Raw genomic sequence first — 23,882 nt, 5'->3', positions numbered from 1 at the left:
ACAGGCACCCTTTAAGGGTCCCTTACTCGGCTACGTGCCAGACTTTCTCTCGCTATGGACATACCCGGGATCCAGCTCAGAACCGTGCGCGCGGCGCTGTTCACGGCTGTCGTCGTGACGCTCAGCACCGCGTCGCACGTGCTGCTGTCCCGGGCCCCGCTGCCGGTGGCGACCGTGCTCGCGGTCGCCACCGCGGTGTTCGCCACCGCGTATGCGCTGGCGGGACGCGAGCGTGGCTTCGGCCGGATCGCGGCCCTGCTGATCCCGCTGGAACTGGCCGCCGACACGGTGTTCACCACCGGCCAGAACACCTGTTACGGCAGGGCGGGCGGCCCGGTCGCCGGCCCCCTGCACGCGTTCGGCTTCGACGTGCTGTGCCAGGGCGGTGCCGTCGGCTCCCCGCTGGCCCAGATGACCGGGGCCCACGGCCGTCCCGGGGCGCTGCTCGCGCACGCCAGCCCGGTGGCGGCCTGGCTGCTGCTCGCCGCGCACGTCGTCGTGGGTCTGCTCGCCGCCGCCTGGCTGCGCCGGGGCGAGCGGGCGCTGATGCAGCTGCTGCGCGCGGTCGCCGCCACCACCTTCCGGCCGCTGCTGCTCGCGGTCGCCGCGGTCGCCGTCCGGCTGACCCCGGCGCGCCGGCTGCCGCGCCCGGCCCCGCGCCGGGCCGCCGCCCGCGACCGGCTTCTCGTGCACTCTCTGGGACGGCGTGGACCGCCGTGCTCGCCCGCCCTCGCCGCCGGCTGAGCGGCACCACCTGAGCGACGCCGACCGGGCAGCGCCCATCGAGCGCGTCTGCGCGACGGCATCTGAGCACACCCAGTCCCCCACACGTATCCCGCGTACGGCATGTGCGCGTCCCACACGGAGATCACCAATATGAGCAAGCGGAACAGCCAGACGGCGAAGACGGCGGCGCGGGAGCGGCTGCGCGAGGAGCGCGAGCGGCAGGCCAAGCGCGACAAGGCGAAGCGGCAGGTCATCGTGGCCGCCTCGGTCGTGGCCGTGCTGGCCGCGGCCGGCGGCATCGGCTATGCGGTCGTCCAGGCGAACACGCCCACCGGCTGGGACGCCGCGAAGACCAAGCCGCTCGTGAAGCCGGCCAACACCTCGGGCGCGGACGGCACGACCGTCGTCATCGGCAAGAGCACCGCCCAGAAGACCCTCACCATCTACGAGGACCCGCGCTGCCCGGTCTGCGCGCAGTTCGAGCAGACGGTCGGTTCGACCGTGAAGAAGGACATAGACGACGGCAAGTTCAAGCTCCGGTACGTCGGTGCCACCTTCCTCGACAAGAACCTGCCCGGTGTGGGCTCCAAGAACGGGCTGAGCGCCCTCGGCGCCGCGCTCAACGTCAGCCCGGAGGCGTTCCTCGAGTACAAGTCCGCCATGTACTCGACGAAGTGGCACCCCGACGAGAACGACGACAAGTTCAAGGACGACGCCTATCTGATCAAGATCGCCGACACGGTCCCCGCCCTGAAGGGCAACGCGGCGTTCCAGAAGGCAGTGAAGGACGGCACCTACGACCGGTGGGCGCTGGAGGAGTCCAAGATCTTCGACAAGGACGGCATCCAGGGCACCCCGACCCTGAAGATGGACGGCAAGACGCTGACGGGCGCCGACGGCAAGAACCCGCCCATGACCGTGGCCGAATTCGACAAGGCCATCGACGCGGCGCTCAAGGGCTGACGCCCCGGGCGGAATCCGTCCTTCCCGTGAAGAGCGGGCGAACATTGGAGTTCGCCCGCTCTTGTGTGCGTACCGGTCAGTAACCTGACCGGTCGTGACCAGTCGAAAAAGATCACTTTCGGCCGCCGAAGGCCTCAACTCTCTCTCGCCCCGCCGCCGTACGGTCATCAAGGCCGCGGCGGCGACCGCTGCGCTGGCCGGCCCGCTCGCCGCCTCCCTTCCGGCGCGCGCCGCCGACCAGGCCCCCGCCTTCCTGCACGGTGTCGCCTCCGGTGACCCGCTGCCCGACGGCGTCCTGCTGTGGACCCGGGTGACCCCGACCCCCGACGCCGTACCCGGCTCCGGGGTGGGCCCGGACACCGAGGTGAGCTGGGTCGTCGCCAGGGACAAGGCGTTCACCGGCATCGTCGCCAAGGGCTCGGTGACCGCGACCGCCGCCTCCGACCACACCGTGAAGGCCGACGTCCGCGGCCTGCAGCCGGCCACCGACTACTGGTTCCGCTTCTCGGCCGGCGGCACCGACTCCCCGGTGGCGCGCACCCGCACCGCGCCGGCGTCGGACGCGACGGTGCCGAACCTCCGCTTCGGCGTGGTCACCTGCGCCAACTGGGAGGCCGGCTACTTCGCCGCCTACCGCCATCTCGCGGCCCGCAGCGACCTGGACGCCTGGCTGCACCTCGGCGACTACATCTACGAGTACAAGTCCGGCGAGTACGCGGCGCGCGGCACGGTCGTCCGCCCGCACGCACCGGCCAACGAGATCATCACGCTCGCCGACTACCGGATCCGGCACGCGAAGTACAAGACCGACCCCGACCTCCAGGCCCTGCATCTGAAGGCGCCGGTCGTTGCCATCTGGGACGACCACGAGTTCGCCGACAACGCCTGGTCGGGCGGCGCGGTCAACCACACCGAGGGCGCCGAGGGCACGTGGACCGCCCGCAAGGCGGCCGCCAAGCAGGCCTACTTCGAGTGGATGCCGGTCCGCCCCGCGATCGAGGGCACCACCTACCGGCGGCTGCGCTTCGGCAAGCTCGCCGACCTGTCCCTGCTGGACCTGCGCTCCTTCCGCTCCCAGCAGGCGTCCGCGGGCAGCGGCTCAGTGGACGACCCGAACCGCACGATCACCGGGCGGGCCCAACTCGACTGGCTGAAGGCCGGGCTGAAGGCCTCCGACACCAAGTGGCGGCTGGTCGGCAACTCGGTGATGATCGCGCCGTTCGTCATCGGCTCCCTCACCGCCGACCTCCTCAAGCCGCTCGCCAAGCTGCTCGATCTGCCGCAGGACGGCATCGGCGTCAACACCGACCAGTGGGACGGCTACACCCACGACCGCCGCGAACTCCTCGACCACCTGCGCTCGAACGGCATCGGCAACACCGTCTTCCTCACCGGTGACATCCACATGTCCTGGGCCAACGACGTGCCGGTGGACGCGGGCACCTATCCGCTGTCGCCGTCGGCGGCCACCGAGTTCGTGATCACCTCGGTGACCTCCGACAACCTCGACGACATCGTCAAGGTCCCCGAGGGCACGGTCTCCGCCGTCGCCGCGCCGCTCATCGAGGTCGCCAACCGGCACGTCCACTGGGTGGACACCGACCGGCACGGCTACGGCGTGCTGGACATCACCGCCGACCACGCGCAGATGGACTACTACGTCCTGTCCGACCGCACCGACCAGAACGCGACCTCCCAGTGGGTGCGCTCCTACCGCACCCGCAGCGGCACGCAGAAGGTCGAGCGGACCTACGACCCGGTGTAGCGGCGGCTATCCGGACTGCAGGCCGTCGAGGAAGCCGAGCGCCACCCGCCAGGTGGCCTCGGCGGCCTCGGCGTCGTAGTCGGGCAGCCCGGGGTCGGTGTAGAGGTGCCCGGCACCGGCGTAGCGGTAGACCTCCACGTCGGCTCCGGCGCGGCCCATCTGCAGATACCAGGCGGTCAGCCAGTCGTCCGTCTCGAACGGATCCGGCTCCGCCACATGCAGCTGCACCGGCAGCTCGTCCACCTGCGCCGTCGGCGCGATGTCCGACGTGCCGTGCAGAAGCAGCAGCCCGCGCGCCTTGTCGTCGCCGAGGGCGAGGGTCTGGGCGATCGAGGCGCCGAGCGAGAACCCGGCGTACACCAGTCCGCGGTCCGAGTAGGGGGCCGCCGCCAGCACGGCCCGCTTCAGCAGTTCCTCCTTGCCGAGCGACTCCTTGAACTCCATGCCCTCCTCGACGGTGTCGAACGTGCGCCCCTCGAAGAGGTCCGGCGTCCACACCTCGTGTCCGGCCGCGCGCAGCCGGTCCGCGGCCTCGCGCACCGCGGGCCTGAGGCCGTAGGTCGAGTGAAAAAGCATGATGTTCATGAGGCCATGGTGCCAGCCGGGGCGAGATCGCCGGAGCCGCCGTACCCGCGAACACGCGGAACTCACATGTTCATGTCCGCGAGGCACCGGTTAGAAGCGGGGGCATGGAGAACCTAGTCCGCCCTGTGATCGTGCTCGGCGGGACAGTGCTGCTCACGCTGGCGATCGGCTGGGCCACCGACCGGCTGCTGCGCAAGGCCGACGAACGCGACCACGACTCACCGCTGTGGGAGCTGCTGCGCCGCGGCCGCATCCCCTACCAGCTCGTGCTCTGCGCCGCCCTGCTCCGCGGGTCCTACGACCAGGCGAAGCTGCTGGAGCGGCACCAGGTCGGCATCGGCCGGGCGCTGACACTGGTGCTGATCGGCTCCGCCGCCTGGCTGGTGATCCGCATCGCCGCGGCGATCGTCGAGACCACCTACAGCCGCTACGCCCGCGCGCACCGGGATCCGGCCCGGGTGCGCAGGGTGCGCACGCAGGTGGAGCTGATCATGCGGGTGGTGTCGGCGATCGTCATCGTCGTGGCGATCGCCGCCATGCTGCTGACGTTCCCGGCGATGCGCGCGGCCGGTGCCTCGCTGCTGGCCTCGGCGGGCCTCCTCGGCATCGTGGCCGGTGTCGCCGCCCAGTCGACCCTGTCCAACATGTTCGCCGGACTGCAGATCGCCTTCGGGGACATGGTGCGCATCGGCGACACGGTGGTCGTGGACGGCGAGTGGGGCACGGTCGAGGAGATCACCCTGACCTTTCTGACGGTACGGACCTGGGACGAGCGCCGTATCACCATGCCGGTGTCGTACTTCACCTCCAAACCCTTCGAGAACTGGTCGCGGGGCACTCCGCAGATGACCGGCACCGTCTTCTGGCACCTGGACCACAGCGCGCCCATCGAGGCGATGCGCGAGAAGCTGCGCGACATCCTGCGCGAGAGCCCCGCCTGGGACGGCCGCGCCTACGGACTCGTGATGACGGACAGCACGCCCAACACCGTCCAGGTGCGGGCCCTGATGACCGCGAAGGACGCCGACGACATCTGGACGGTGCGGGTCACGGTCCGCGAGCAGATGATCACCTGGCTGGCGGCGGAGCACCCCTACGCGCTGCCCCGGGTCAACACCGCCGATGCGGTGCGGCCGCCCGCGGAGCCCGTCAGTGTCCGCGTTCCGCACCGCCGTTGACCTGGATGACCTGTGAGGTGACGTGCGCGGCGCCGGGCGAGGCCAGCCAGTGCAGCGTCGCGGCCACGTCTCCCGGTATCCCGGCACGTCCGGTCGAGGTCTCGGCGATGAGCTGCGCCCGCCGGGCCTCGTCCATCGAGTCCCCGAAGAACTCGGTGTCCTCGACGAAGCCCGGCGCGACCACGTTCACGGTGATGCCGTGCGGTCCCAGCTGCCGGGCCAGATCGTGTGCGTACGGGTGCAGCGCGGCCTTGGACGCCGCGTAGGCGCCGCTGCCGGAACCCCGGTAGGCGGCGATGGACGAGATGAACAGCACCCGCCCGCCCGGTTCGGCGAGCCGGTCCTTCAGGGCTTCCGTGAGCAGAGCGGCGGTCAGGGTATTGAGCCGGAAGTTGTCGGTCCAGGCATGGGCCACCTGCTCCAGAGGGTCCTCAGCACCGGTCGGCGGATGCTGGCCCCCGGCGCCTCCGGCGCTGTGCACGAGCACGTCGACCGTGCCGAGTTCCCGGGCGACGAACTCTGCTACGCCCCGTACGTCCGCCGGCTGCGTCAGATCGGCCGCATAGGTGAGGGAGCCGGGTACCGCGGCCTTCTCCAGCACCTCCGCGCGCCGCCCCAGCAACAGCACCCGGTCGCCGTCCGCCGCGAACATCTGCGCCGTCGCCAGCCCGATGCCCGTACCGCCACCACTGATCACGATGTTGCGAGTCATGATCCGAGAGTAGGAGTGATCGGCCGACGATGCCGGTATTTATCCACAGGTACGCCATGTTCATATGACTTTTCATGCACAGGGCTCAGCTCACCGCAAACTGCGCACGTCGAGATGCCTGAGCACCCGGTCGACGATCTCCGGATCCGCCCCCGGCTCGCTCCGCGCCGCCAGCACCTCGTGCCGCGCCGCGCTCAGCATCTCGTTCTGGATGTTCCGGACCCGCCTGAGCCGCTTGGCCCGCTGGTGCTGCGCCTCCCGCCGCTCCTCCTCCCCCATGTCGGGACTGATCCGGATCCCGATGTCGAAGGCACGCCGCAGCATCTGCTCGGACAGCTCCTCGGACAGGTCCTCCACTTGTTCGATCTCCCGGAGTCTGCGCTTGGCCGCCTTCGTGGCCCGCACCGCCAGCTCCTTCTCGAACTCCTTCTCCCGCTCGGAGTCGGCGCGCACCCCGAGCCACCGCACGAGGGACGGCAGTGTGAGCCCCTGCAGGACCAGCGTGACGATGATGACCCCGAAGGCGATGAAGACGATCTCGTCGCGGTCGGGGAACGGGGAGCCGGCGTCGGTCTTCAGCGGGATGGCCAGCGCCAGCGCCACCGAGGCCACCCCGCGCATTCCGGACCACCACATCACGACGGTCTCCCGCCAGCTGACCGGGATCTCCTCGTCGTAGTCCCGCCGCGCGTGCAGCCGCTTGGTCAGCCAGGTCGCCGGCAGCAGCCACACCAGCCGTACGACGATCACCACGCCCACCACGGCGGCGGCCCAGCCCAGCAGCTCGCCCCAGCGCCCCTGCGCCGTGCGGATGGCGTTGTGCAGTTCGAGGCCGATGAGCCCGAACGCCACACCGGTGACCAGGGTGTCGATGATGTCCCAGAAGGTGTGCCCCGCCAGCCGGGTCATCACGTCGTCGGCGTCGGTGGCGTACTCGGCGAGGAACAGCGCGGTGGTGAGCACCGCGAGCACCCCGGAGCCGTGCAGCTTCTCCGCGAGCACATAGGAGGCGTACGGCACCAGCAGGGTCATGCCGATCTGCAGGGTCGGATCGCCCAGCAGGTCCATGAGCCTGTTCGCGCCCCAGCCGAGCACCAGGCCCACGGCCACCGCGACGACGGCGGACAGCACGAGGTCCACCCCGGCCCGCCACGCCGAGAACGAGCCGCTCACGACGGCGGCGATCGCCACGTGGTACAGCACGATGGCGGTGACGTCGTTGAAGAGCCCCTCGCCCTCCAGGATCGACACCAGGCGGCGCGGCAGCCCGAGCTGCCCGGCGACGCTGGTCGCGGCGACCGGATCCGGCGGGGCGATCAGCGCGCCGAGCGCGAAGGTGGCGGCGATCGGCAGTCCCGGCACGATCGCGCCGGCGACGAACGCCACGCACACCATCGTGACGAACACCAGCGCGACGGCCAGCAGGAGGATCGGGCGGACGTTGGCCGCGAACTGCCGCCAGGAGGTGCGCCGCACGGCGGCGTAGAGCAACGGCGGAAGCAGCCCGGGCAGGATCAGCTCGGGCGGGATGTTCACGTTCGGCACGAAGTCGGCCACCGCGAGGGCGCCGCCGAACAGGGTCATCAGTACCGGCGCCGGCACCCCGAACCGGTCCCCCACCGGGACGCTGACCAGGGCCCCGAGGAGCAGGACGAACAGCAGAGCCAACTGATCCACGGCCGGCGCTCCGGGGGTCGACGGTCACACGGCAGGCCTCCAGCCTGCCATCCGACCAACCCGGACGCCTGCCGCCGCAGGGCGCTGCGCGGGCTTCTACAGCTCCCGGCGCATCGCCCGGTGCGGGATGCCGGCGTCGGGGAACTCCGGGCCGTACGCCGCGTAGCCGAGCCCCTCGTAGAAGCCCAGCGCGTGGGTCTGTGCGTGCAGGTCCACCGCGGTGAGGCCACGCGCGCGTGCCGCCTCCTCGATGGCGCGCACGAGGGCCACGCCGACGCCCAGCCCGCGGGCCTCACGGGTGACGGCGAGCCGCCCCAGGGAGCCCACCGAGGCGTCCCCGCCGGTCTTCGCCGCCGCGGCCTCGCCGTGCAGCAGCCGCCCGGTGCCGAGCGGCACACCGTCCTCACGGACCGCGAGCACATGCACGGCGACCGCATCGTAGGCGTCGTACTCGATGGTCTCGTCGACGCCCTGCTCGCGGACGAAGACCTCCTTGCGGACCGCGAAGCAGGCCTCGCGATCGGCGGGGTCCTCGGCGACCCGGACGGTGTAGGGCGCGCTCACGCGTACGTCTCCTCGCGGACCTGGTCGAGGGCCTTCTGCAGGTCCTCGGGATAGGCGCTCTCGAACTCCACCCACTGGCCGTCCCCGGGGTGCTCGAAGCCGAGGCGCACGGCGTGCAGCCACTGGCGGGTCAGGCGCAGCCGCTTGGCCAGGGTGGGATCGGCGCCGTAGGTGAGGTCGCCGACGCAGGGGTGGCGGTGGGCGGACATGTGGACGCGGATCTGGTGGGTGCGGCCGGTCTCCAGCTTCACGTCCAGCAAGGAGGCGGCGCGGAAGGCCTCGATGAGGTCGTAGTGCGTCACCGAGGGCTTGCCGTCGGCCGTGACCGCCCACTTGTAGTCGTGGTTCGGGTGGCGGCCGATGGGCGCGTCGATCGTGCCGCTCGTCGGGTCCGGGTGGCCCTGGACCAGGGTGTGGTAGCGCTTGTCGACCGTGCGCTCCTTGAACTGGCGCTTGAGCGAGGTGTATGCCCGCTCCGACTTGGCGACCACCATCAGGCCCGAGGTGCCCACGTCCAGGCGGTGCACGATGCCCTGGCGCTCGGCGGCGCCGGAGGTGGAGATCCGGTACCCGGCGGCGGCGAGACCGCCGATGACGGTGGGGCCGCTCCAGCCCGGCGACGGATGCGCGGCCACGCCGACGGGCTTGACGATCACGACCACGTCCTCGTCGTCGTGCACGATCTCCATGCCCTCGACCGGCTCGGCGACGACCTGCACCGGCGCGGGCGCCTGCGGCATCTCGACCTCCAGCCAGGCGCCGCCGCTCACCCGCTCGGACTTGCCGACCACCGTGCCGTCGACCTGGACCTTGCCGGCCGCGGCCAGCTCCGCCGCCTTGGTGCGGGAGAAGCCGAACATGCGGGAGATGGCGGCGTCGACGCGCTCGCCCTCCAGGCCGTCGGGCACGGGCAGGGTACGGATCTCGGGAATCGTGCTCACCCGTCGAGTATGCCGGACGGGTGGCAGCGGCCCGCACGAGCCTGTGGAAAACCGCCTGTGGACGGCCCTGGCCTCAGTCCTTGTGAACGGTGCCGTCCGGGTCCAGGCCCCGGAAGGACAGCAGGACGATCAGGATGCCGCCGCACACGATCGCCGAGTCGGCCAGGTTGAACACGGCGAAGCCCTTGGGCGCGATGAAGTCCACGACCTTGCCCTCGAAGACGCCGGGCGACCGGAAGATCCGGTCGGTCAGGTTGCCGAGGGCGCCGCCGAGCAGCAGGCCGAGCGCGATGGCCCACGGGTAGCTGTAGAGCTTGCGGGCCAGGCGCATGATCACCACGATCACGGCCGCGGCGATCAGGGTGAAGATGATCGTGAAGGCCGCGCCGAAGCCGAAGGCCGCACCCGGGTTGCGGGTGGCGTTCAGCTCCAGCCAGTCCCCGACCAGCCTGATCGGCTCATGGCCCTCCAGCTTGGCGACCACGAGCAGCTTGCTGATCAGATCGAGGGCGTAAGCGAACGCGGCCACCGCGAACAGCAGGGCGATCCGGCGCCCACGACCACTCCGGGCCTCGGCCGGGGCCTCATGCCCGCCCGCGCCGGACGCGGCGGCCGGGGTGGACGCACCGGAGCCGGCCGCAGCCGTCCGCTCGCCGCCGTCGTCCGGGGTGTCCGGCGTACCGATGATGCGCTCCGCCTCTGCCACGTGAGTCCCTCAACCTAGGTGCCTGACTGAGGACGAGACTACGGCACGGCCCCGCACAGTCAGGAGCGGCGTTCCTGCTTCTGTTTGCACTCGACGCACAGCGTGGCCCGGGGGAAGGCCTGCATCCGGGCCTTGCCGATGGGGTTGCCGCAGTTCTCGCACAGGCCGTAGGTGCCCGCGTCCAGCCGCTCCAGGGCGTGCTCGTTCTGGACCAGCATCTCGCGCGCGTTGGCGGCGAGCGCCAGCTCGTGCTCGCGGGTGATGTTCTTGGTGCCGGTGTCCGCCTGATCGTCTCCGGCGCCGTCCCCGGAGTCCCGCATCAGGCCCGCGAGGGAGGCCTCGGAGGAGCTGATCTCGGTGCGCAGCCGCTCCACCTCGGACAGCAGCTCGGCACGGGCCTCGGCGACCTCTTCCGGGGTCCAGGGGTCCTCACCGGGGCGCACCGCCAGCTCGCCGGGCTCCGCCGCGCCGACTCGCGCCTTGGGAAGGGCGGTCTCCGCCGTGGCCGTGCCAGGAGTCTTCTTCGCAACCACTGTCGTGGCTCCCGTCTGCTCCGCGGCCCGCGCCGCGCCCGCTTTCTTGGCCCTGCTCGTGTCGGCCGCCTCCGTGGAGGCGCCTTTCGCGGCCGCCTTCCTGCCGCCGGCCTTCCGGGCCGGCGCCTTCTTGCCGGCCGTCTCCTGCGCCGCTCCCTTCGCCGCCGGCTTCTTTCCAGCGGACTTCTCTGCCACCGGCTCCTTCGGGGCCGCCTCGGCCGCCACCGCCACCCCGTCCGCGGCGACCGCCTTCCGGGCCGACGTCTTCTCGGCCGACGTCTTCTCGGCCGACGTCTTCTCGCCGACGACCTTCTCGGCAACCGCCTTCTTGGCCTGCCTCTCCCTGGCGGCGGTTTGCCTGTCGGCGGTCTCCTTTCCGGTGGCCTTCTTGGCCGGCCCGGCCGCCGTCTTCCCGGCCGCCGTCTTCCTGGCCGTCTCTTCCCCCGCCGCCGCCTTCTCGGCGGCCGCCTCCTTGCCCGCGGACTTCCTGACAGCCGACTTCTCGGCGGCCGCCTCCTTGCCCGCCGACTTCCTGACAGCCGACTTCTCGGCGGCCGCCTCCTTGCCCGCCGACTTCCTGACAGCCGCCTCCTCGACAGCCGCCTCCTTGCCCGCCGACTTCCTGACAGCCGCCTCCTCGACAGCCGCCTCCTTGCCCGCCGACTTCCTGACAGCCGACTTCTCGGCGGCCGACTTGTCGGCGGCCGTCCTCTTGGCGGCGGTTTTCCTGGCGGCCGTCTTCTTGACGGCGGTCTCCTCCTCGGCCGTCAGCGCCTTGTCCACGGACTTCCTGGGCGCCTTCTCCTCGGCGGCCGGGTCCCTCGCCGCGGTCTTCCGCGCGGCCGACTTCCCGGCGGCCGGCTGCTTCACGGACGTCGCCCTCAGCGCCGTCTTCCTCACGGCCGGCTGCGCGCCCCTCCCCGCGGTCGGCCGCTTCCTGCCGTCCACTGCCTTGGCCTCGCCGCCGGAGGCAATCGCGCCCCCGCGCCGGCCGGTCGCCGGCTGCTGTACGGCGGTCCTTTTCGCCACCATGGCCGCGACCCCTTCACATACTGTGATGTTGCTCGCGAATCGTGCTGGGACGATAAATCGACTTGAGTCCCGCGGCAACGGGGCGCACCGCCCGATTCGCCCGCCCGCACTCCCCGCGCAGCGGGCCTGCATCCGTTGTGCCCAGCTCCCCGCCGGGTAATCCGCCGGCCCGGGCCCGCCCGGACCCGGGCGCCCGCCACCTGGCCATTCGGGTCATCCCGGACCGTCACGCGGCCGGCGGCCGCACCGCGCGGAAAACCGGTCGGCCGCTGTCCGCGCGGCGCCGTACACTGGGCGGAGCGAAAAGCGTGGATGGGGACGAGTAGCGGCGTACGCAGCCCAGAGCGACCCGGGGACGGTGTGAGCCCGGGGGCGAGCGCGACGTGAAGATCACCCCGGAGCCGCCGGAAGAAAGCCACAGCCAGCAGGCCACGGTGAGTAGAGCCGGCTTCGCGACCCCAATGAGGGGGCTCACCGGCGCGTAGGGCGTGGCGGAGGGCCAAGGAGGGTGGTACCGCGGGAGCGCGCCGCAGACGGCGTAGGCAGGATCGAAGGCTCTCGTCCCTCCGACGGAAGGCAGCAAGTCCGTTGGAGGATGCTCGCAGATGACAGCGCCGACGTACCGCCAGGTGCCCGCACAGGTCGACCTGCCCGCTCTTGAGCACGCCGTGCTCGACTTCTGGCGCGAGCAGAAGATCTTCGCCAAGAGCCTGGAGCAGTCCGAGGGCCGCCCGGAATGGGTGTTCTACGAAGGCCCGCCCACCGCCAACGGCATGCCCGGCGCCCACCACATCGAGGCGCGCGTCTTCAAGGACGTCTTCCCGCGCTTCCGCACCATGCGCGGCTACCACGTGGCCCGCAAGGCCGGCTGGGACTGCCACGGCCTGCCCGTGGAGCTGGCAGTCGAGAAGGAGCTGGGCTTCTCCGGCAAGCAGGACATCGAGGCGTACGGCATCGCCGAGTTCAACGCCAAGTGCCGTGAGTCCGTGACCCGGCACACCGACGCCTTCGCCGAGCTCACGACCCGCATGGGCTACTGGGTCGACCTGGACGACGCGTACCGGACCATGGACCCCGAGTACGTGGAGTCGGTCTGGTGGTCGCTGAAGGAGATCTTCACCAAGGGCCTGCTGGTCCAGGACCACCGCGTCGCCCCCTGGTGCCCGCGCTGCGGCACCGGCCTGTCGGACCACGAGCTGGCGCAGGGCTACGAGACGGTCGTCGACCCGTCCGTGTACGTCCGTTTCCCGCTCACCTCCGGTCCGCTCGCCGGCGAGGCCGCGCTCCTGGTGTGGACGACGACCCCCTGGACCCTGGTGTCCAACACGGCGGTCGCCGCGCACCCGGAGGTCACCTACGTCGTCGCCACCGACGGCGAGGAGAAGCTCGTCGTCGCCGAGCCGCTGCTCGCCAAGGCGCTCGGCGAGGGCTGGGAGAGCACGGGCCAGACCTTCACCGGCGCCGAGATGGAGCGCTGGACGTATCAACGTCCGTTCGAGCTCGTGGAGTTCCCGGAGCCGGCCCACTACGTGGTGAACGCCGACTACGTCACCACCGAGGACGGCACGGGTCTGGTCCACCAGTCCCCCGCCTTCGGTGAGGACGACCTCAAGGTCTGCCGCGCCTACGGCCTGCCCGTCGTGAACCCGGTCCGCCCGGACGGCACCTTCGAGGAGGACGTCCCGCTGGTCGGCGGCGTCTTCTTCAAGAAGGCGGACGAAAAGCTCACCGCGGACCTGCAGCAGCGCGGCCTGCTCTTCAAGCACGTCGCGTACGAGCACAGCTACCCGCACTGCTGGCGCTGCCACACCGCGCTGCTCTACTACGCGCAGCCGTCCTGGTACATCCGCACGACGGCGATCAAGGACCGCCTGATCCAGGAGAACGAGAAGACCAACTGGTTCCCGGACACGGTCAAGCACGGCCGGTACGGCGACTGGCTGAACAACAACATCGACTGGGCGCTGTCCCGCAACCGCTACTGGGGCACCCCGCTGCCGATCTGGCGCTGCGAGGACGACCACCTCACCTGCGTCGGCTCCCGCGCGGAGCTGACCGAGCTGACCGGCACCGACCAGTCGGGCCTGGACCCGCACCGGCCGTACATCGACGGGGTCACCTTCGCCTGCCGCCACGACGGCTGCGGCAAGACGGCCACGCGCGTGCCGGAGGTCATCGACGCCTGGTACGACTCGGGTTCGATGCCGTTCGCGCAGTGGGGCTACCCGTACAAGAACAAGGAGCTGTTCGAGAGCCGCTACCCGGCGCAGTTCATCTCCGAGGCGATCGACCAGACGCGCGGCTGGTTCTACACGCTGATGGCCGTCGGCACGCTGGTCTTCGACAAGTCGTCGTACGAGAACGTCGTCTGCCTGGGCCACATCCTGGCCGAGGACGGCCGCAAGATGTCCAAGCACCTGGGCAACATCCTGCAGCCGATCCCGCTCATGGACCAGCACGGCGCGGACGCGGTGCGCTGGTTCATGGCGGCCGGCGGCTCCCCGTGGGCGGCCCGCCGGGTCGGCCACGGCACCATCCAGGAAGTCGTCCGCAAGACCCTGCTGACGTACTGGAACACGGTGGCCTTCCAGGCGCTGTACGCCCGTACGTCGGACTGGGCGCCCAGCGCGGCCGACCCGGCCCCGGCCGAGCGCCCGCTGCTGGACCGCTGGCTGCTGTCCGAGCTGCACGCGCTCACCGACCAGGTGACGCAGTCCCTGGAGGCGTACGACACCCAGCGGGCCGGCAAGCTGCTGTCCGCGTTCGTCGACGACCTGTCCAACTGGTACGTCCGCCGTTCGCGCCGCCGCTTCTGGCAGGGCGACAAGGCCGCGCTGCGCACGCTGCACGAGGTGCTGGAGACGGTCACCAAGCTGCTGGCGCCGATCACGCCGTTCATCACCGAGCGCGTGTGGCAGGACCTGATCGTGCCGGTGACCCCGGGCGCGCCGGAGTCCGTGCATCTGGCTTCCTGGCCGGAGGCGGACCTGGCGGCGATCGACCCGGAGCTGTCGAAGCAGATGGTCCTGGTCCGCCGACTGGTGGAGCTGGGCCGCGCCACGCGCGCGGAGTCGGGCGTCAAGACGCGTCAGCCGCTGTCCCGCGCGCTGATCGCCGCGACCGGCTTCGAGTCCCTGGACCCGGAGCTGCACACGCAGATCACCGAGGAGCTGAACGTCTCCTCGCTGGCGTCGCTGTCCGAGGTCGGCGGCAGCCTGGTGGACACCACCGCCAAGGCCAACTTCCGCGCGCTGGGCAAGCGGTTCGGCAAGCGGGTGCAGGACGTGGCCAAGGCGATCGCCGCCGCCGACGCGGCCGCGCTCTCCCTCGCACTGCGGGAGGGCACGGCCTCGGTGGAGGTCGACGGTGAGACGGTGGCTCTCGCTCCCGACGAGGTGATCATCACCGAGACCCCGCGCGAGGGCTGGTCCGTGGCCTCCGACTCGGGCGCCACGGTGGCGCTGGACCTGGAGATCACCGAGGAGCTGCGGCAGGCGGGCCTGGCCCGTGACGCGATCCGGCTGATCCAGGAGGCCCGCAAGAACAGCGGCCTGGACGTGGCCGACCGGATCGCTCTGCGCTGGGGCTCGACCGACCCCGCGGTGGTCGCCGCGCTCGCCGAGCACAGTGAGCTGATCGCCGAGGAGGTTCTGTCGACGGACTTCCAGCAGGGCGAGGGCGACGACAGCTTTGGTGAGCCGTTCACCGACGAGGGGCTGTCTCTCACGTTCCGGCTGCGGAAGGCGTAAGCGCCGAACCCGCTGCGAAGGGCCCGGTCTCCGTCTCGGAGGCCGGGCCCTTCTGTTTCTTCACTCAACCCGCGTAAACAGGACGGGCCCCCGGGACCGAAGTCCTGGGGGCCCGCCCTGTTGAGCGCTGCCGACGCCGTTGTCGTACTAGTGCCCGGTGCTCAGTTGTCGTCCTCGTCGATCAGGAACCCGCGCATCGGCGAGGGTGCCTGCCCCATCGGGGACGGGCCCTGCGGGCGGACCGGGGCCATGGGCTGGGTCATGGCCGGGGTCATCTGCTGCTGGCCGCCGTAGGACGGGGCGGACGGACCGGGGTTGCCGCCCATCGTCTGGTTGCCACCGTAGGACGGGGCGCCGGCCGGAGCCATGGAGGGCGCCGGGGACGGCGGCAGCGACGCGGTCGCCGGGGTGCGCGGCGGGGCCAGGGAGTCGTCGGCCTGGGTCTCCAGCTGGCGCAGCTGGGACTCGAGGTACGACTTCAGGCGCGTGCGGTACTCGCGCTCGAAGCCGCGCAGGTCCTCGACCTTGCGCTCCAGCGTGGCGCGGGCGGACTCCAGGGAGCCCATCGCGACGCGGTGCTTCTCCTGCGCGTCCCGCTCCAGGGCGTCGGCCTTGGCACGGGCGTCACGCTCCAGACCCTCGGCGCGGCTGCGGGCCTCGCCGACGATCTTGTTGGCCTCGGAGCGGGCCTCGGCGATCGCCTGGTCGGCGGTCTGCTGGGCCAGCGAGAGGACACGGGCGGCACTGTCGCCACCCGGGCCCTGACCGGGGCCGCCCATCGGGCCGCCCATGGGGCCGCCCATCGGGCCACCCATCTGCTGCATGGGCGGCTGGCCGCCCATCGGGCCCTGACCCATCGGACCCGGGCCCATCGGACCGGGACCCTGCGGGCCGCCCTGACCGCCGGGACCGGCGGGCAGCTGCGGGGCGCCGCTCGGCAGCTGGGGCGGGCCACCCATGGGGCCGCCCATCTGCTGCTGCGGCGGGCCCGATATGCCGGCGGGCACCGGAGCGCCGGGACCTCGCATGCCCTGCTGCGGCATGCCCTGCTGCTGCGGGTGCGGCTGCTGGTCCTGCTCCGGCGGGCCCTTGCGCATGTTCTGCTGGTTCTGCGCGGCCGCACGGGTCGCCGCGGCCAGCTTGGCGCGCAGGTCCTCGTTCTCGCGGAGCAGACGGGTCAGTTCGGCTTCGACCTCGTCGAGGAAGGCATCGACCTCGTCCTCGTCATAGCCTTCTCGGAGGCGGACGGTCGTGAACTGCTTGTTCCGCACGTCCTCGGGGGTCAACGGCATCTCTTCACCTCAACGTAGTCATCGGCAGTCGGCAAGACCGTATCGTCCACCCTCATCACATGAAGCTCCCCGTGATGGAGAGGAGGATGTAGACGATGATCATCAGTACGAAGAAGGACAGGTCGAGCGCCACGCCCCCGAGACGCAACGGCGGGATGAACCGCCGCAGAAGCTTCAGCGGTGGATCGGTGACAGTGTAGGTGGCCTCCAGTACGACCACCATCGCCTTGCCGGGTTGCCACGAGCGGGCGAACTGGAACACATAATCCATCACGAGCCGGAAGATGAGCACGGCGAGGAACACCAGCAGCGCGGTGTGGACCACCGTGACGAACACGCTCATGGTCTGCGCTTCCCTCTCCCCTGTTCCATGCTCTTCCGAGCCTCGATCCGGTTGCCTGTGTCTCAGCTCTGGTTGAAGAACCCGCCCTCTGCGATGCGGGCCTTGTCCTCCGCCGTGACATCGACGTTAGCAGGAGACAACAGGAACACCTTCTGCGTCACCCGCTCGATGCTGCCGTGAAGACCAAACACCAAACCGGCCGCAAAGTCGACAAGTCGCTTCGCGTCTGTGTCATCCATCTCAGTCAGATTCATGATCACCGGGGTGCCCTCACGGAAGTGTTCCCCGATGGTACGGGCCTCGTTGTAGGTCCGCGGGTGCAGCGTGGTGATCCGGTAAGGCTCTCGCTCGGACACAACCTTGGGCATGATCACCGGTGCGTTCTTCTCTAGGGACTGACGTTCTGGTGTGATGGACGCCACGGGCGCAATGCGCGCCGGACGCCCGGATTCCGCGGCGAGCGAAGTCGATCGGACCACCGGCTCGCGCGGCGCGGGCGGTTGCACGATTCGCACCTCTTCGTCCCTTTGGGACTGATGTGCACTGTGCGATTGGTGTGACGATTCGTGCCGTCGATGATCCCGCTCGGGCTCCGGGTCCAACTCGGGCTCGAAGTCGTCGTCGGGGTCGAATCCGCGGCCGTCGTACCCATCGTCCTCCACGAGGCCGAGGTAGACCGCCATCTTGCGCATCGCGCCGGCCATGCTCTGAGTCCTCCGCTCTGTGGTGGATCGGCTGACGACTGCCAAGTGCCCGCGATCCACGAGGTCGTTGTGCCCGTCTTCACAGGCACTGACCATATTTTCTGCTGTGGTCCGACTTCCTGGCGACGTTACCCGAGCCTGGGGCGGACTCCGAGTACCGCAGTGCCGACGCGCACATGTGTCGCCCCGGCGGCCACGGCCTGTTCGAGGTCCGCACTCATCCCTGCCGACACCATGGTTGCAGCCGGATGGGCTCGGCGCAGGTCGGTCGACAAATCCATGAGCCGTTCAAACGCCGCCTGTTCGCGTCCCGCGTACTCCCCGGTGAGCGGAGCGACCGTCATCAGCCCGTCGAGCCGCAGTCCCGGTGCTTCACCGATGAGGTCGGCCAACTCTTCGATTCCGCCCGGCGCGACACCTCCGCGCTCGCCCCGCCCGCTCTCCCCCGCGTCCAGCGCGACCTGGACGAGACAGCCGACCTCACGCCCGGCCCGCACGGCCTCCCTCGACAGAGCTGTGACGAGCTTGGAACGATCCACGGACTGCACGACATCGGCATAACCGACCACGGAACGGACTTTGTTGGTCTGCAACTGACCGACAAAATGCCATTTCAGCGGCAGATCCGCGCAAGCCGCGGCCTTCGGCGCCGCGTCCTGGTCGCGGTTCTCGGCGACGTGACGCACACCGAGTTCCGACAGAATCCGCACATCACTCGCCGGGTAGGTCTTGGTGACCACGATCAGGGTCACCTCCTCCCGCTTGCGCCCGGCCGCCACGCACGCGGCGGTGATGCGCTCCTCCACTTTCGCCAGGTTCGCGGCGAGTTGGGTCTTACGGTCCGTCATGCCCTATCAGTCCAGCCAGACATAGCCCGCGAGCCGCCCGGTGGTGCGGTCACGGCGGTACGAGAAGTGGTCGCCCGACTCCAGCGTGCACTCCGGCGACTGCGCCCGGTCGCACACCCCGAGCCGGTCGAGCTGCGCGTGCACCCCGGCGCTCACGTCGACCGCCGGCGTACCCCAGCTCGTCTCAGCGTGCGCCGCCGGCTCGACGGCCGCCACCTCGGCGCGCATCGCCTCCGGCACCTCGTAGCAGCGCCCGCAGACGGCCGGTCCGGTGCGGGCGAGGATCCGGCCCGGCTCGGCGCCGAGTTCGACCATGGCCCGTACGGCGGCGGGGACGACCCCCTTGACCATGCCGGGCCGGCCCGCGTGCGCCGCCGCGGCGACCCCGGCGACGGGATCGGCCAGCAGCACCGGCACACAGTCGGCGGTGAGGACGGCGAGGGCGAGTCCGCGGCGCGCGGTGACGATCGCGTCGACCTCCGGCACCGGGAGCTCTCCCCAGGGCTCGTCCACCACGGCCACATCGGCGCCGTGCACCTGGTTCATCCAGACGACCCGGTCCGGGTCGATGCCGAGCGACTTGGCCGCAATGTCCCGGTTGGCCCGTACCGCCTCGGGGGCGTCGCCGACCGCGCCGCCGAGGTTGAGCTCCTCATACGGAGCGGCGCTCACCCCGCCCCACCGGTCGGTGAAGGCGAAGTGCGCGCCGCTCACGCTCTCGCGCCGTCCTATCACTTCAGGAAGTCCGGGACGTCCAGCTCCTCGGCCGCGCTGTCCGCGTAGGAGGTCCGCTGTGCCGGGGGGACCGGCGGGGCGGCCGGGAGGTCGGCCACCGGCTCGGGCACGGGCTCCGGCTCCTCCTTGGGCTTGACGCTGCCCAGCGAGCCGAAGGACGGACGGCTGGGCTCGCTCGGCCGGGCCGCAGGCTCCTCGCGGCGCGAGCCCGCCGAAGTCGAGGCCGAGCCGAGGACGTTGTCCCGGCGGGCCGGAGGCTGGCCGCCGTCGAAGCCGGCCGCGATCACGGTGACCCGGACCTCGTCGCCGAGGGCGTCGTCGATGACCGCGCCGAAGATGATGTTGGCCTCGGGGTGGGCGGCCTCGCTGACCAGCTGGGCCGCCTCGTTGATCTCGAACAGACCGAGGTCGGAACCGCCGGAGATGGAGAGCAGCACGCCCCGGGCGCCGTCGATGGACGCCTCCAGCAGCGGCGAGGAGATCGCCATCTCGGCCGCGGCCACCGCGCGGTCGTCGCCGCGGGCCGAGCCGATGCCCATGAGGGCCGAACCGGCCTCGGACATGACCGACTTCACATCGGCGAAGTCGAGGTTGATCAGGCCGGGGGTGGTGATGAGGTCGGTGATGCCCTGGACACCGGAGAGCAGGACCTGGTCGGCGGACTTGAAGGCGTCCAGGACCGAGACCTGGCGGTCCGAGATGGACAGCAGCCGGTCGTTGGGGATCACGATGAGGGTGTCGACCTCTTCGCGCAGCTCGGCGATGCCGTCCTCGGCCTGGTTGGCGCGGCGCCGTCCCTCGAAGGTGAACGGGCGCGTGACCACGCCGATGGTGAGGGCGCCGAGGGAGCGTGCGATGTTGGCCACGACGGGCGCGCCGCCGGTGCCGGTGCCGCCGCCTTCACCGGCCGTCACGAAGACCATGTCGGCCCCCTTGAGGACCTCCTCGATCTCCTCGCGGTGGTCCTCGGCGGCCTTGCGGCCGACGGCCGGGTTGGCTCCGGCGCCGAGTCCGCGGGTGAGTTCGCGGCCGACGTCCAGCTTGACGTCGGCGTCGCTCATCAACAGCGCCTGAGCGTCGGTGTTGATGGCGATGAACTCGACGCCCTTGAGACCGACCTCGATCATCCGGTTGATGGCATTGACACCACCGCCGCCGACACCGATGACCTTGATGACTGCGAGGTAGTTCTGCGGTGCTGCCACGTCGAAGGCCTCTCGCCTCGAATTACGTTGCCGTCGTCGTGCGGTGCCCCGCGCCGGGACGACAGATGCCGAATGGGACGGTCCGTAACGCCGACCCGAACCCTAACCCTGAAGTTTAGGGTTACCAGTGTGTCTGTTTCCTGGAGTCTTCTGAACAGGACACTAAGTCGACAAGTGGCGCCCGTTCAACGAACACGCCGAACCTCCCGTTTTTCTTTTCACCCTATGTGATCAGCCGTAGCAGTGCCCAACCAGGGTGCTGGCCTGCGCCGATGTGCGTCAACTACCCGATGACGCAGGGGCGGTGGGAACGCTGACATCGAAGTGCCGCGCGCCGGGAGCTGCTTTCATGAGAGCTGCGAGGGTCCGCGCCTTGGCGCGACCGTTCTCGCCGCTGCCCCATGCGACCGTGCGGCCGTCGGCCAACTCCAGCGAGATGTCGTCGTAGGAACGGACTTGGACGGTCCGGGTGTCCGCCGCCACGGCGGCCGGCAGCTCGCCGGCGACCAGGACCGCCTCGCGCACCAATCGGTCGGTGCCGAAGCGGCGGAAGCTCGCGGAGCCGGAACCCCTGCGGGAGACGGACAATTCCAGCACCGGAACGCCATTCGGCGCCTGAGAAACCGTGGCGAATCGGACACCTTCGTGGTCGATTTCGATGAAATTCCGATCTTTTCGGACAATCAGAACCGGAGTACGCTCGGTCACTTTCAGACCGATTCCATGGGGCCAGGACCGGACCACATCAACGGTGTCAATTCGGGGCAATTTCCGGCGAAGTCGGGCTTCGATGCCATCGGTGTCGACGGAAATCATCGGCGCCCCGACCGGTACGTCCGCCGCGTCCAGCACCTCGTCGGGGGTGAGCACGCGCGTGCCGGACACCGAGACGTGCCGGACGCGCAGCCAGCTCGAGCCGTACAACACCCAGATGCCACCGGCCCCGAGGAGCACGGCGAGCGCGGCCAGGATGACGATCGTACGAAGAGGCGGTCTCCTGAGCCTGCGGACGAGCGGCGGGCCGGACGACTCCTGCTGGCGTTCACCGCGCTCGGCGGTCGTCGGTCCGGCCACGCGCGCTCCCTTTCTTGGCTCGGCTCACCTCCGGGGCGCGCCCCTTCGGCTCACTCGCCGATGCTAGTGGTGGCGCGAGGCGATCGCCTCGTACACCATGCCGACGAGCAGCTCGTCGGCGTCCCGGCGGCCGAACTCGCTTGCCGCGCGGGACATCTCGTACAGCCGGTGCGGATCGGCGAGCACGGGCAGGACGTTCTGCTGGACCCACTCCGGCGTGAGTTCCGCGTCGTCGACCAGGAGGCCGCCGCCGGCCTTGACCACCGGCTGGGCGTTGAGCCGCTGTTCGCCGTTGCCGATGGGCAGCGGGACATAGGCGGCCGGGAGTCCGACGGCGGAGAGTTCGGCGACGGTCATCGCGCCCGCACGGCAGAGCATCATGTCGGCCGCGGCGTACGCGAGGTCCATCCGGTCCAGGTAACTTACCGGGATATAGGGGGGCATTCCCGGCATCTGGTGCACCTGCGGCAGTTCGTTCTTCGGGCCGACCGCGTGCAGGATCTGGATGCCGGCCTGCTGCAGCCACGGGGCGACCTGCTGGACGACCTCGTTGAGACGGCGGGCGCCCTGGGAGCCGCCGGAGACGAGCAGTGTGGGCAGGTTCGGGTCGAGGCCGAAGCGGTGCCGGGCCTCGGGGCGGGCGGCGGCGCGGTCCAGGGTGGCGATGGAGCGGCGCAGCGGGATGCCGATGTAGCGGGCGTCGCGCAGCTTGCTGTCGGGCGTGGAGACGGCGACCCGGGCCGCGTACCGCGAGCCGATCTTGTTGGCCAGACCGGGGCGGGCGTTGGCCTCGTGGATCACGATGGGCACGCCGAGGCGCTTGGCGGCCAGATAGCCGGGCAGGGCGACATAGCCGCCGAAACCGACCACGACGTCCGCCTTGGTGCGCTCCAGGATCTGCTCGGCGGCCTTGATGGTGCCGCGCAGCCGGCCCGGGACGGTGATCAGCTCGGGGGTCGGCTTACGGGGCAGCGGCACCGCCGGGATCAGCGCCAGCTCGTAGCCTCGCTCCGGGACGAGCTTGGTCTCCAGGCCGCGCTCCGTGCCCAGGGCCGTGATCCCCACGGTGGGGTCCTGCCTGCGCAGGGCGTCCGCGAGGGCGAGCGCGGGCTCGATGTGGCCGGCGGTCCCCCCACCGGCGAGTACGACATGCACCGAAATTCACCGCTCTCCGGACGAACGCGCCGCCGAGGCACGCCGTCGCATCGTGTTCCATCTCCGAGGCCCCCGCTCGGCACCGGAGCCTCCCGCCCGCTTTCTACCAAAGCGAGGTTGCCGCATCGCAAGCGCCGCCCGCGCAGCGGGCTCGTCGCGCGCGAAGGCGATCAGCAGCCCGATGGCGAACATGGTCGGCAGCAGGGCGGACCCTCCGTAGGAGAACAGCGGGAGAGGGACGCCGGCGATCGGCAGCAGACCGAGCACCGCACCGATGTTGATCACCGCCTGGGCGGTGATCCAGGTGGTCACGCCTCCCGCGGCGTACCTCACGAAGGGGTCCTCCGTGCGTCCGGCCACGCGGATACCCGCATAGCCTAGAGCCGCGAACAGGGCGAGCACCGACAGCGTCCCCGCCAGCCCCAGTTCCTCACCGGTGACGGCGAAGATGAAGTCGGTGTGGGCCTCCGGCAGTTGGCCCCATTTTTCCACACTCGCACCGAGACCGGAACCGAAGAGTCCGCCGGAGGCGAGGGCATAGATGCCGTGCGCGCCCTGCCAGCACATGTCGTTCGGGCCGGGGTCGGTGGCGGCGATGCAGCTGAGCCGGTTCAGCCGGTGCGGGCTGGACCAGATGGCGAGCGCGGCGAGCAGCCCGGCGACGCTCAGCACCCCGGAGAACAGCCGGGTCGGCGCTCCCGCGAGCCACAGCAGCCCGAACAGGATCGCGGTCAGGATGATCGTCGTACCCATGTCGCCGCCGAGCATGATCAGCCCGAGCAGCAGGAAGGTGACCGGCACCAGCGGCACCAGCATGTGCTTCCACTGGGCCAGCAGCCTCTTCTCCTGCTTGCGGGCGATCAGGTCCGCGCCCCACAGCACCAGGGCCAGCTTGCCGAACTCGCTGGGCTGGATCTGGAAGGAGCCGCCGAGGGCGATCCAGTTCTGGTTGCCGTTGACCGCCATCCCTATCCCGGGGATCTGCACCAGGACCATCAGGAAGACGGCGCCGGCGAGGATCGGGTACGCCAGCGCCCGGTGCAGTTTCACCGGCATGCGGGAGGCCACGAACAGCAGTACGCCGCCGATGACCGCGGCGAGGAACTGCTTGCGGAAGAAGTACGACCCGGGCAGCGACAGCTGCAGCGCCGTGATCTGGGAGGCCGAGTAGACCATCACCAGACCCAGCACGGTGATCAGCAGGGTGCCGCCGACGATCAGGTAGTAGGCGGTCAGCGGCCGGTCCCAGGCCTTGCGAGCGCGAGTGTAGAGCCGTTGTACGGAGTTCTCGCGCGGCGGGCGGGGCGCCGCGGGCCTTCTGGCGGCGCGCTGAGCCGGTGGACGGCCTGTACGGCTACCGGACATCACCAGCTCCTCGCACCCGCCGACCAAACC

General features: G+C 70.6%; 21 protein-coding genes. 5 read left to right on the top strand and 16 right to left on the bottom strand.

From position 1 onward, the window contains the following. Positions 1-54: 54 nt before the first annotated feature. The 3 genes from ACWCQS_RS10410 (at position 55) to ACWCQS_RS10400 (ending at position 3,454) form a co-directional block, all read left to right on the top strand. Positions 55-744: a hypothetical protein gene (locus ACWCQS_RS10410; RefSeq protein WP_451004047.1), complete on the top strand. Its 690-nt coding sequence runs from the start codon at positions 55-57 to the stop codon at positions 742-744. Between the two features lie 132 nt (positions 745-876). Further along, positions 877-1,689, top strand: coding sequence for a DsbA family protein (locus tag ACWCQS_RS10405; protein WP_451004046.1), 813 nt, complete (start codon positions 877-879; stop codon positions 1,687-1,689). A gap of 94 nt (positions 1,690-1,783) precedes the next feature. Further along, entirely contained in the window at positions 1,784-3,454 is a 1,671-nt protein-coding gene (locus ACWCQS_RS10400; protein WP_451004045.1) for an alkaline phosphatase D family protein, read from the top strand. A 6-nt stretch (positions 3,455-3,460) separates the two neighbouring features. Here ACWCQS_RS10400 and ACWCQS_RS10395 read toward each other — a convergent pair whose 3' ends face one another. Further along, a complete protein-coding gene (locus ACWCQS_RS10395; protein ID WP_451004044.1) occupies positions 3,461-4,039 on the bottom strand; it encodes a dienelactone hydrolase family protein in 579 nt (192 codons plus the stop codon). A gap of 104 nt (positions 4,040-4,143) precedes the next feature. Here ACWCQS_RS10395 and ACWCQS_RS10390 point away from each other — a divergent pair, with 104 nt between their 5' ends. Continuing rightward, the gene (locus tag ACWCQS_RS10390; RefSeq protein WP_451004043.1) at positions 4,144-5,217 is read left to right on the top strand and encodes a mechanosensitive ion channel family protein; all 1,074 of its coding nucleotides are present in this window, start codon (positions 4,144-4,146) and stop codon (positions 5,215-5,217) included. On the opposite strand, the gene ACWCQS_RS10385 is transcribed toward ACWCQS_RS10390, so the two are convergent. The 6 genes from ACWCQS_RS10385 to ACWCQS_RS10360 all read right to left on the bottom strand — a co-directional run bounded on the left by ACWCQS_RS10385 (position 5,189) and on the right by ACWCQS_RS10360 (position 11,382). Then, positions 5,189-5,929 carry an SDR family NAD(P)-dependent oxidoreductase gene (locus ACWCQS_RS10385; protein ID WP_451004042.1) on the bottom strand — a complete coding sequence of 247 codons (741 nt, stop codon included), beginning with the start codon at positions 5,927-5,929 and terminating at the stop codon, positions 5,189-5,191. The genes ACWCQS_RS10390 and ACWCQS_RS10385 overlap by 29 nt on opposite strands. Positions 5,930-6,019: 90 nt before the next feature. Further along, positions 6,020-7,606, bottom strand: coding sequence for a Na+/H+ antiporter (locus ACWCQS_RS10380; protein WP_451004041.1), 1,587 nt, complete (start codon positions 7,604-7,606; stop codon positions 6,020-6,022). Between the two features lie 96 nt (positions 7,607-7,702). Then, positions 7,703-8,170 carry a GNAT family N-acetyltransferase gene (locus tag ACWCQS_RS10375; RefSeq protein WP_451004040.1) on the bottom strand — a complete coding sequence of 156 codons (468 nt, stop codon included), beginning with the start codon at positions 8,168-8,170 and terminating at the stop codon, positions 7,703-7,705. Further along, entirely contained in the window at positions 8,167-9,111 is a 945-nt protein-coding gene (locus tag ACWCQS_RS10370) for an RluA family pseudouridine synthase (protein ID WP_055707293.1), read from the bottom strand. The genes ACWCQS_RS10375 and ACWCQS_RS10370 overlap by 4 nt, the downstream gene beginning before the upstream one ends. A gap of 73 nt (positions 9,112-9,184) precedes the next feature. Further along, positions 9,185-9,817 carry a signal peptidase II gene (gene lspA / locus ACWCQS_RS10365; protein WP_451004039.1) on the bottom strand — a complete coding sequence of 211 codons (633 nt, stop codon included), beginning with the start codon at positions 9,815-9,817 and terminating at the stop codon, positions 9,185-9,187. Positions 9,818-9,876: 59 nt separating this feature from the next. Beyond that, positions 9,877-11,382 carry a histone H1-like repetitive region-containing protein gene (locus tag ACWCQS_RS10360; RefSeq protein WP_451004038.1) on the bottom strand — a complete coding sequence of 502 codons (1,506 nt, stop codon included), beginning with the start codon at positions 11,380-11,382 and terminating at the stop codon, positions 9,877-9,879. A gap of 605 nt (positions 11,383-11,987) precedes the next feature. On the opposite strand from ACWCQS_RS10360, the gene ileS reads away from it, so the two are divergent. After that, positions 11,988-15,131: an isoleucine--tRNA ligase gene (ileS, locus tag ACWCQS_RS10355; protein ID WP_451004037.1), complete on the top strand. Its 3,144-nt coding sequence runs from the start codon at positions 11,988-11,990 to the stop codon at positions 15,129-15,131. A 161-nt stretch (positions 15,132-15,292) separates the two neighbouring features. Here the strand turns inward: ileS and ACWCQS_RS10350 are convergent, their stop codons facing one another. The 9 genes from ACWCQS_RS10350 to ftsW all read right to left on the bottom strand — a co-directional run bounded on the left by ACWCQS_RS10350 (position 15,293) and on the right by ftsW (position 23,852). Next, on the bottom strand, positions 15,293-16,423 hold the full coding sequence (locus ACWCQS_RS10350) for a DivIVA domain-containing protein (RefSeq protein ID WP_451004036.1): 1,131 nt from the start codon (positions 16,421-16,423) through the stop codon (positions 15,293-15,295). A 55-nt stretch (positions 16,424-16,478) separates the two neighbouring features. Then, positions 16,479-16,766: a YggT family protein gene (locus ACWCQS_RS10345; RefSeq protein ID WP_055707297.1), complete on the bottom strand. Its 288-nt coding sequence runs from the start codon at positions 16,764-16,766 to the stop codon at positions 16,479-16,481. 62 nt (positions 16,767-16,828) lie between these two features. Beyond that, the gene (locus ACWCQS_RS10340; protein WP_450980678.1) at positions 16,829-17,470 is read right to left on the bottom strand and encodes a cell division protein SepF; all 642 of its coding nucleotides are present in this window, start codon (positions 17,468-17,470) and stop codon (positions 16,829-16,831) included. Positions 17,471-17,598: 128 nt separating this feature from the next. Further along, complete coding sequence (locus ACWCQS_RS10335; protein ID WP_451004035.1) at positions 17,599-18,318, bottom strand: YggS family pyridoxal phosphate-dependent enzyme; 720 nt, start codon at positions 18,316-18,318, stop codon at positions 17,599-17,601. Between the two features lie 6 nt (positions 18,319-18,324). Next, positions 18,325-19,053: a peptidoglycan editing factor PgeF gene (gene pgeF / locus ACWCQS_RS10330; RefSeq protein ID WP_451004034.1), complete on the bottom strand. Its 729-nt coding sequence runs from the start codon at positions 19,051-19,053 to the stop codon at positions 18,325-18,327. Continuing rightward, entirely contained in the window at positions 19,050-20,258 is a 1,209-nt protein-coding gene (ftsZ, locus tag ACWCQS_RS10325) for a cell division protein FtsZ (RefSeq protein WP_450980681.1), read from the bottom strand. The genes pgeF and ftsZ overlap by 4 nt, the downstream gene beginning before the upstream one ends. Before the next feature lie 279 nt (positions 20,259-20,537). Continuing rightward, on the bottom strand, positions 20,538-21,332 hold the full coding sequence (locus tag ACWCQS_RS10320; RefSeq protein WP_451004033.1) for a cell division protein FtsQ/DivIB: 795 nt from the start codon (positions 21,330-21,332) through the stop codon (positions 20,538-20,540). A 63-nt stretch (positions 21,333-21,395) separates the two neighbouring features. Then, positions 21,396-22,487 (bottom strand): undecaprenyldiphospho-muramoylpentapeptide beta-N-acetylglucosaminyltransferase, encoded by a 1,092-nt coding sequence (gene murG, locus ACWCQS_RS10315; RefSeq protein WP_388621441.1) that lies wholly within the window; start codon positions 22,485-22,487, stop codon positions 21,396-21,398. Positions 22,488-22,493: 6 nt separating this feature from the next. Next, a complete protein-coding gene (gene ftsW / locus ACWCQS_RS10310; RefSeq protein ID WP_451004032.1) occupies positions 22,494-23,852 on the bottom strand; it encodes a putative lipid II flippase FtsW in 1,359 nt (452 codons plus the stop codon). Between the last annotated feature and the right edge of the window lie 30 nt (positions 23,853-23,882).

It is taken from the genome of Streptomyces sp. NPDC002076 (assembly GCF_053593835.1).
The sequence above is the reverse complement of the archived record's forward strand: the minus strand, read 5'-3'. Positions and strand labels throughout refer to the sequence as shown.

Excerpts from the sequence above, each read along its gene's own strand:
- ACWCQS_RS10410 (WP_451004047.1), top strand. The coding sequence starts at position 55 with ATGGACATACCCGGGATCCAGCTCAGAACCGTGCGCGCGGCGCTGTTC.
- ACWCQS_RS10405 (WP_451004046.1), top strand. The coding sequence starts at position 877 with ATGAGCAAGCGGAACAGCCAGACGGCGAAGACGGCGGCGCGGGAGCGG.
- ACWCQS_RS10395 (WP_451004044.1), bottom strand. The coding sequence starts at position 4,039 with ATGAACATCATGCTTTTTCACTCGACCTACGGCCTCAGGCCCGCGGTG.
- ACWCQS_RS10390 (WP_451004043.1), top strand. The coding sequence starts at position 4,144 with ATGGAGAACCTAGTCCGCCCTGTGATCGTGCTCGGCGGGACAGTGCTG.
- ACWCQS_RS10385 (WP_451004042.1), bottom strand. The coding sequence starts at position 5,929 with ATGACTCGCAACATCGTGATCAGTGGTGGCGGTACGGGCATCGGGCTG.
- ACWCQS_RS10360 (WP_451004038.1), bottom strand. The coding sequence starts at position 11,382 with ATGGTGGCGAAAAGGACCGCCGTACAGCAGCCGGCGACCGGCCGGCGC.
- ileS (WP_451004037.1), top strand. The coding sequence starts at position 11,988 with ATGACAGCGCCGACGTACCGCCAGGTGCCCGCACAGGTCGACCTGCCC.
- ACWCQS_RS10350 (WP_451004036.1), bottom strand. The coding sequence starts at position 16,423 with ATGCCGTTGACCCCCGAGGACGTGCGGAACAAGCAGTTCACGACCGTC.
- ACWCQS_RS10345 (WP_055707297.1), bottom strand. The coding sequence starts at position 16,766 with ATGAGCGTGTTCGTCACGGTGGTCCACACCGCGCTGCTGGTGTTCCTC.
- ACWCQS_RS10340 (WP_450980678.1), bottom strand. The coding sequence starts at position 17,470 with ATGGCCGGCGCGATGCGCAAGATGGCGGTCTACCTCGGCCTCGTGGAG.
- ACWCQS_RS10335 (WP_451004035.1), bottom strand. The coding sequence starts at position 18,318 with ATGACGGACCGTAAGACCCAACTCGCCGCGAACCTGGCGAAAGTGGAG.
- ftsW (WP_451004032.1), bottom strand. The coding sequence starts at position 23,852 with ATGTCCGGTAGCCGTACAGGCCGTCCACCGGCTCAGCGCGCCGCCAGA.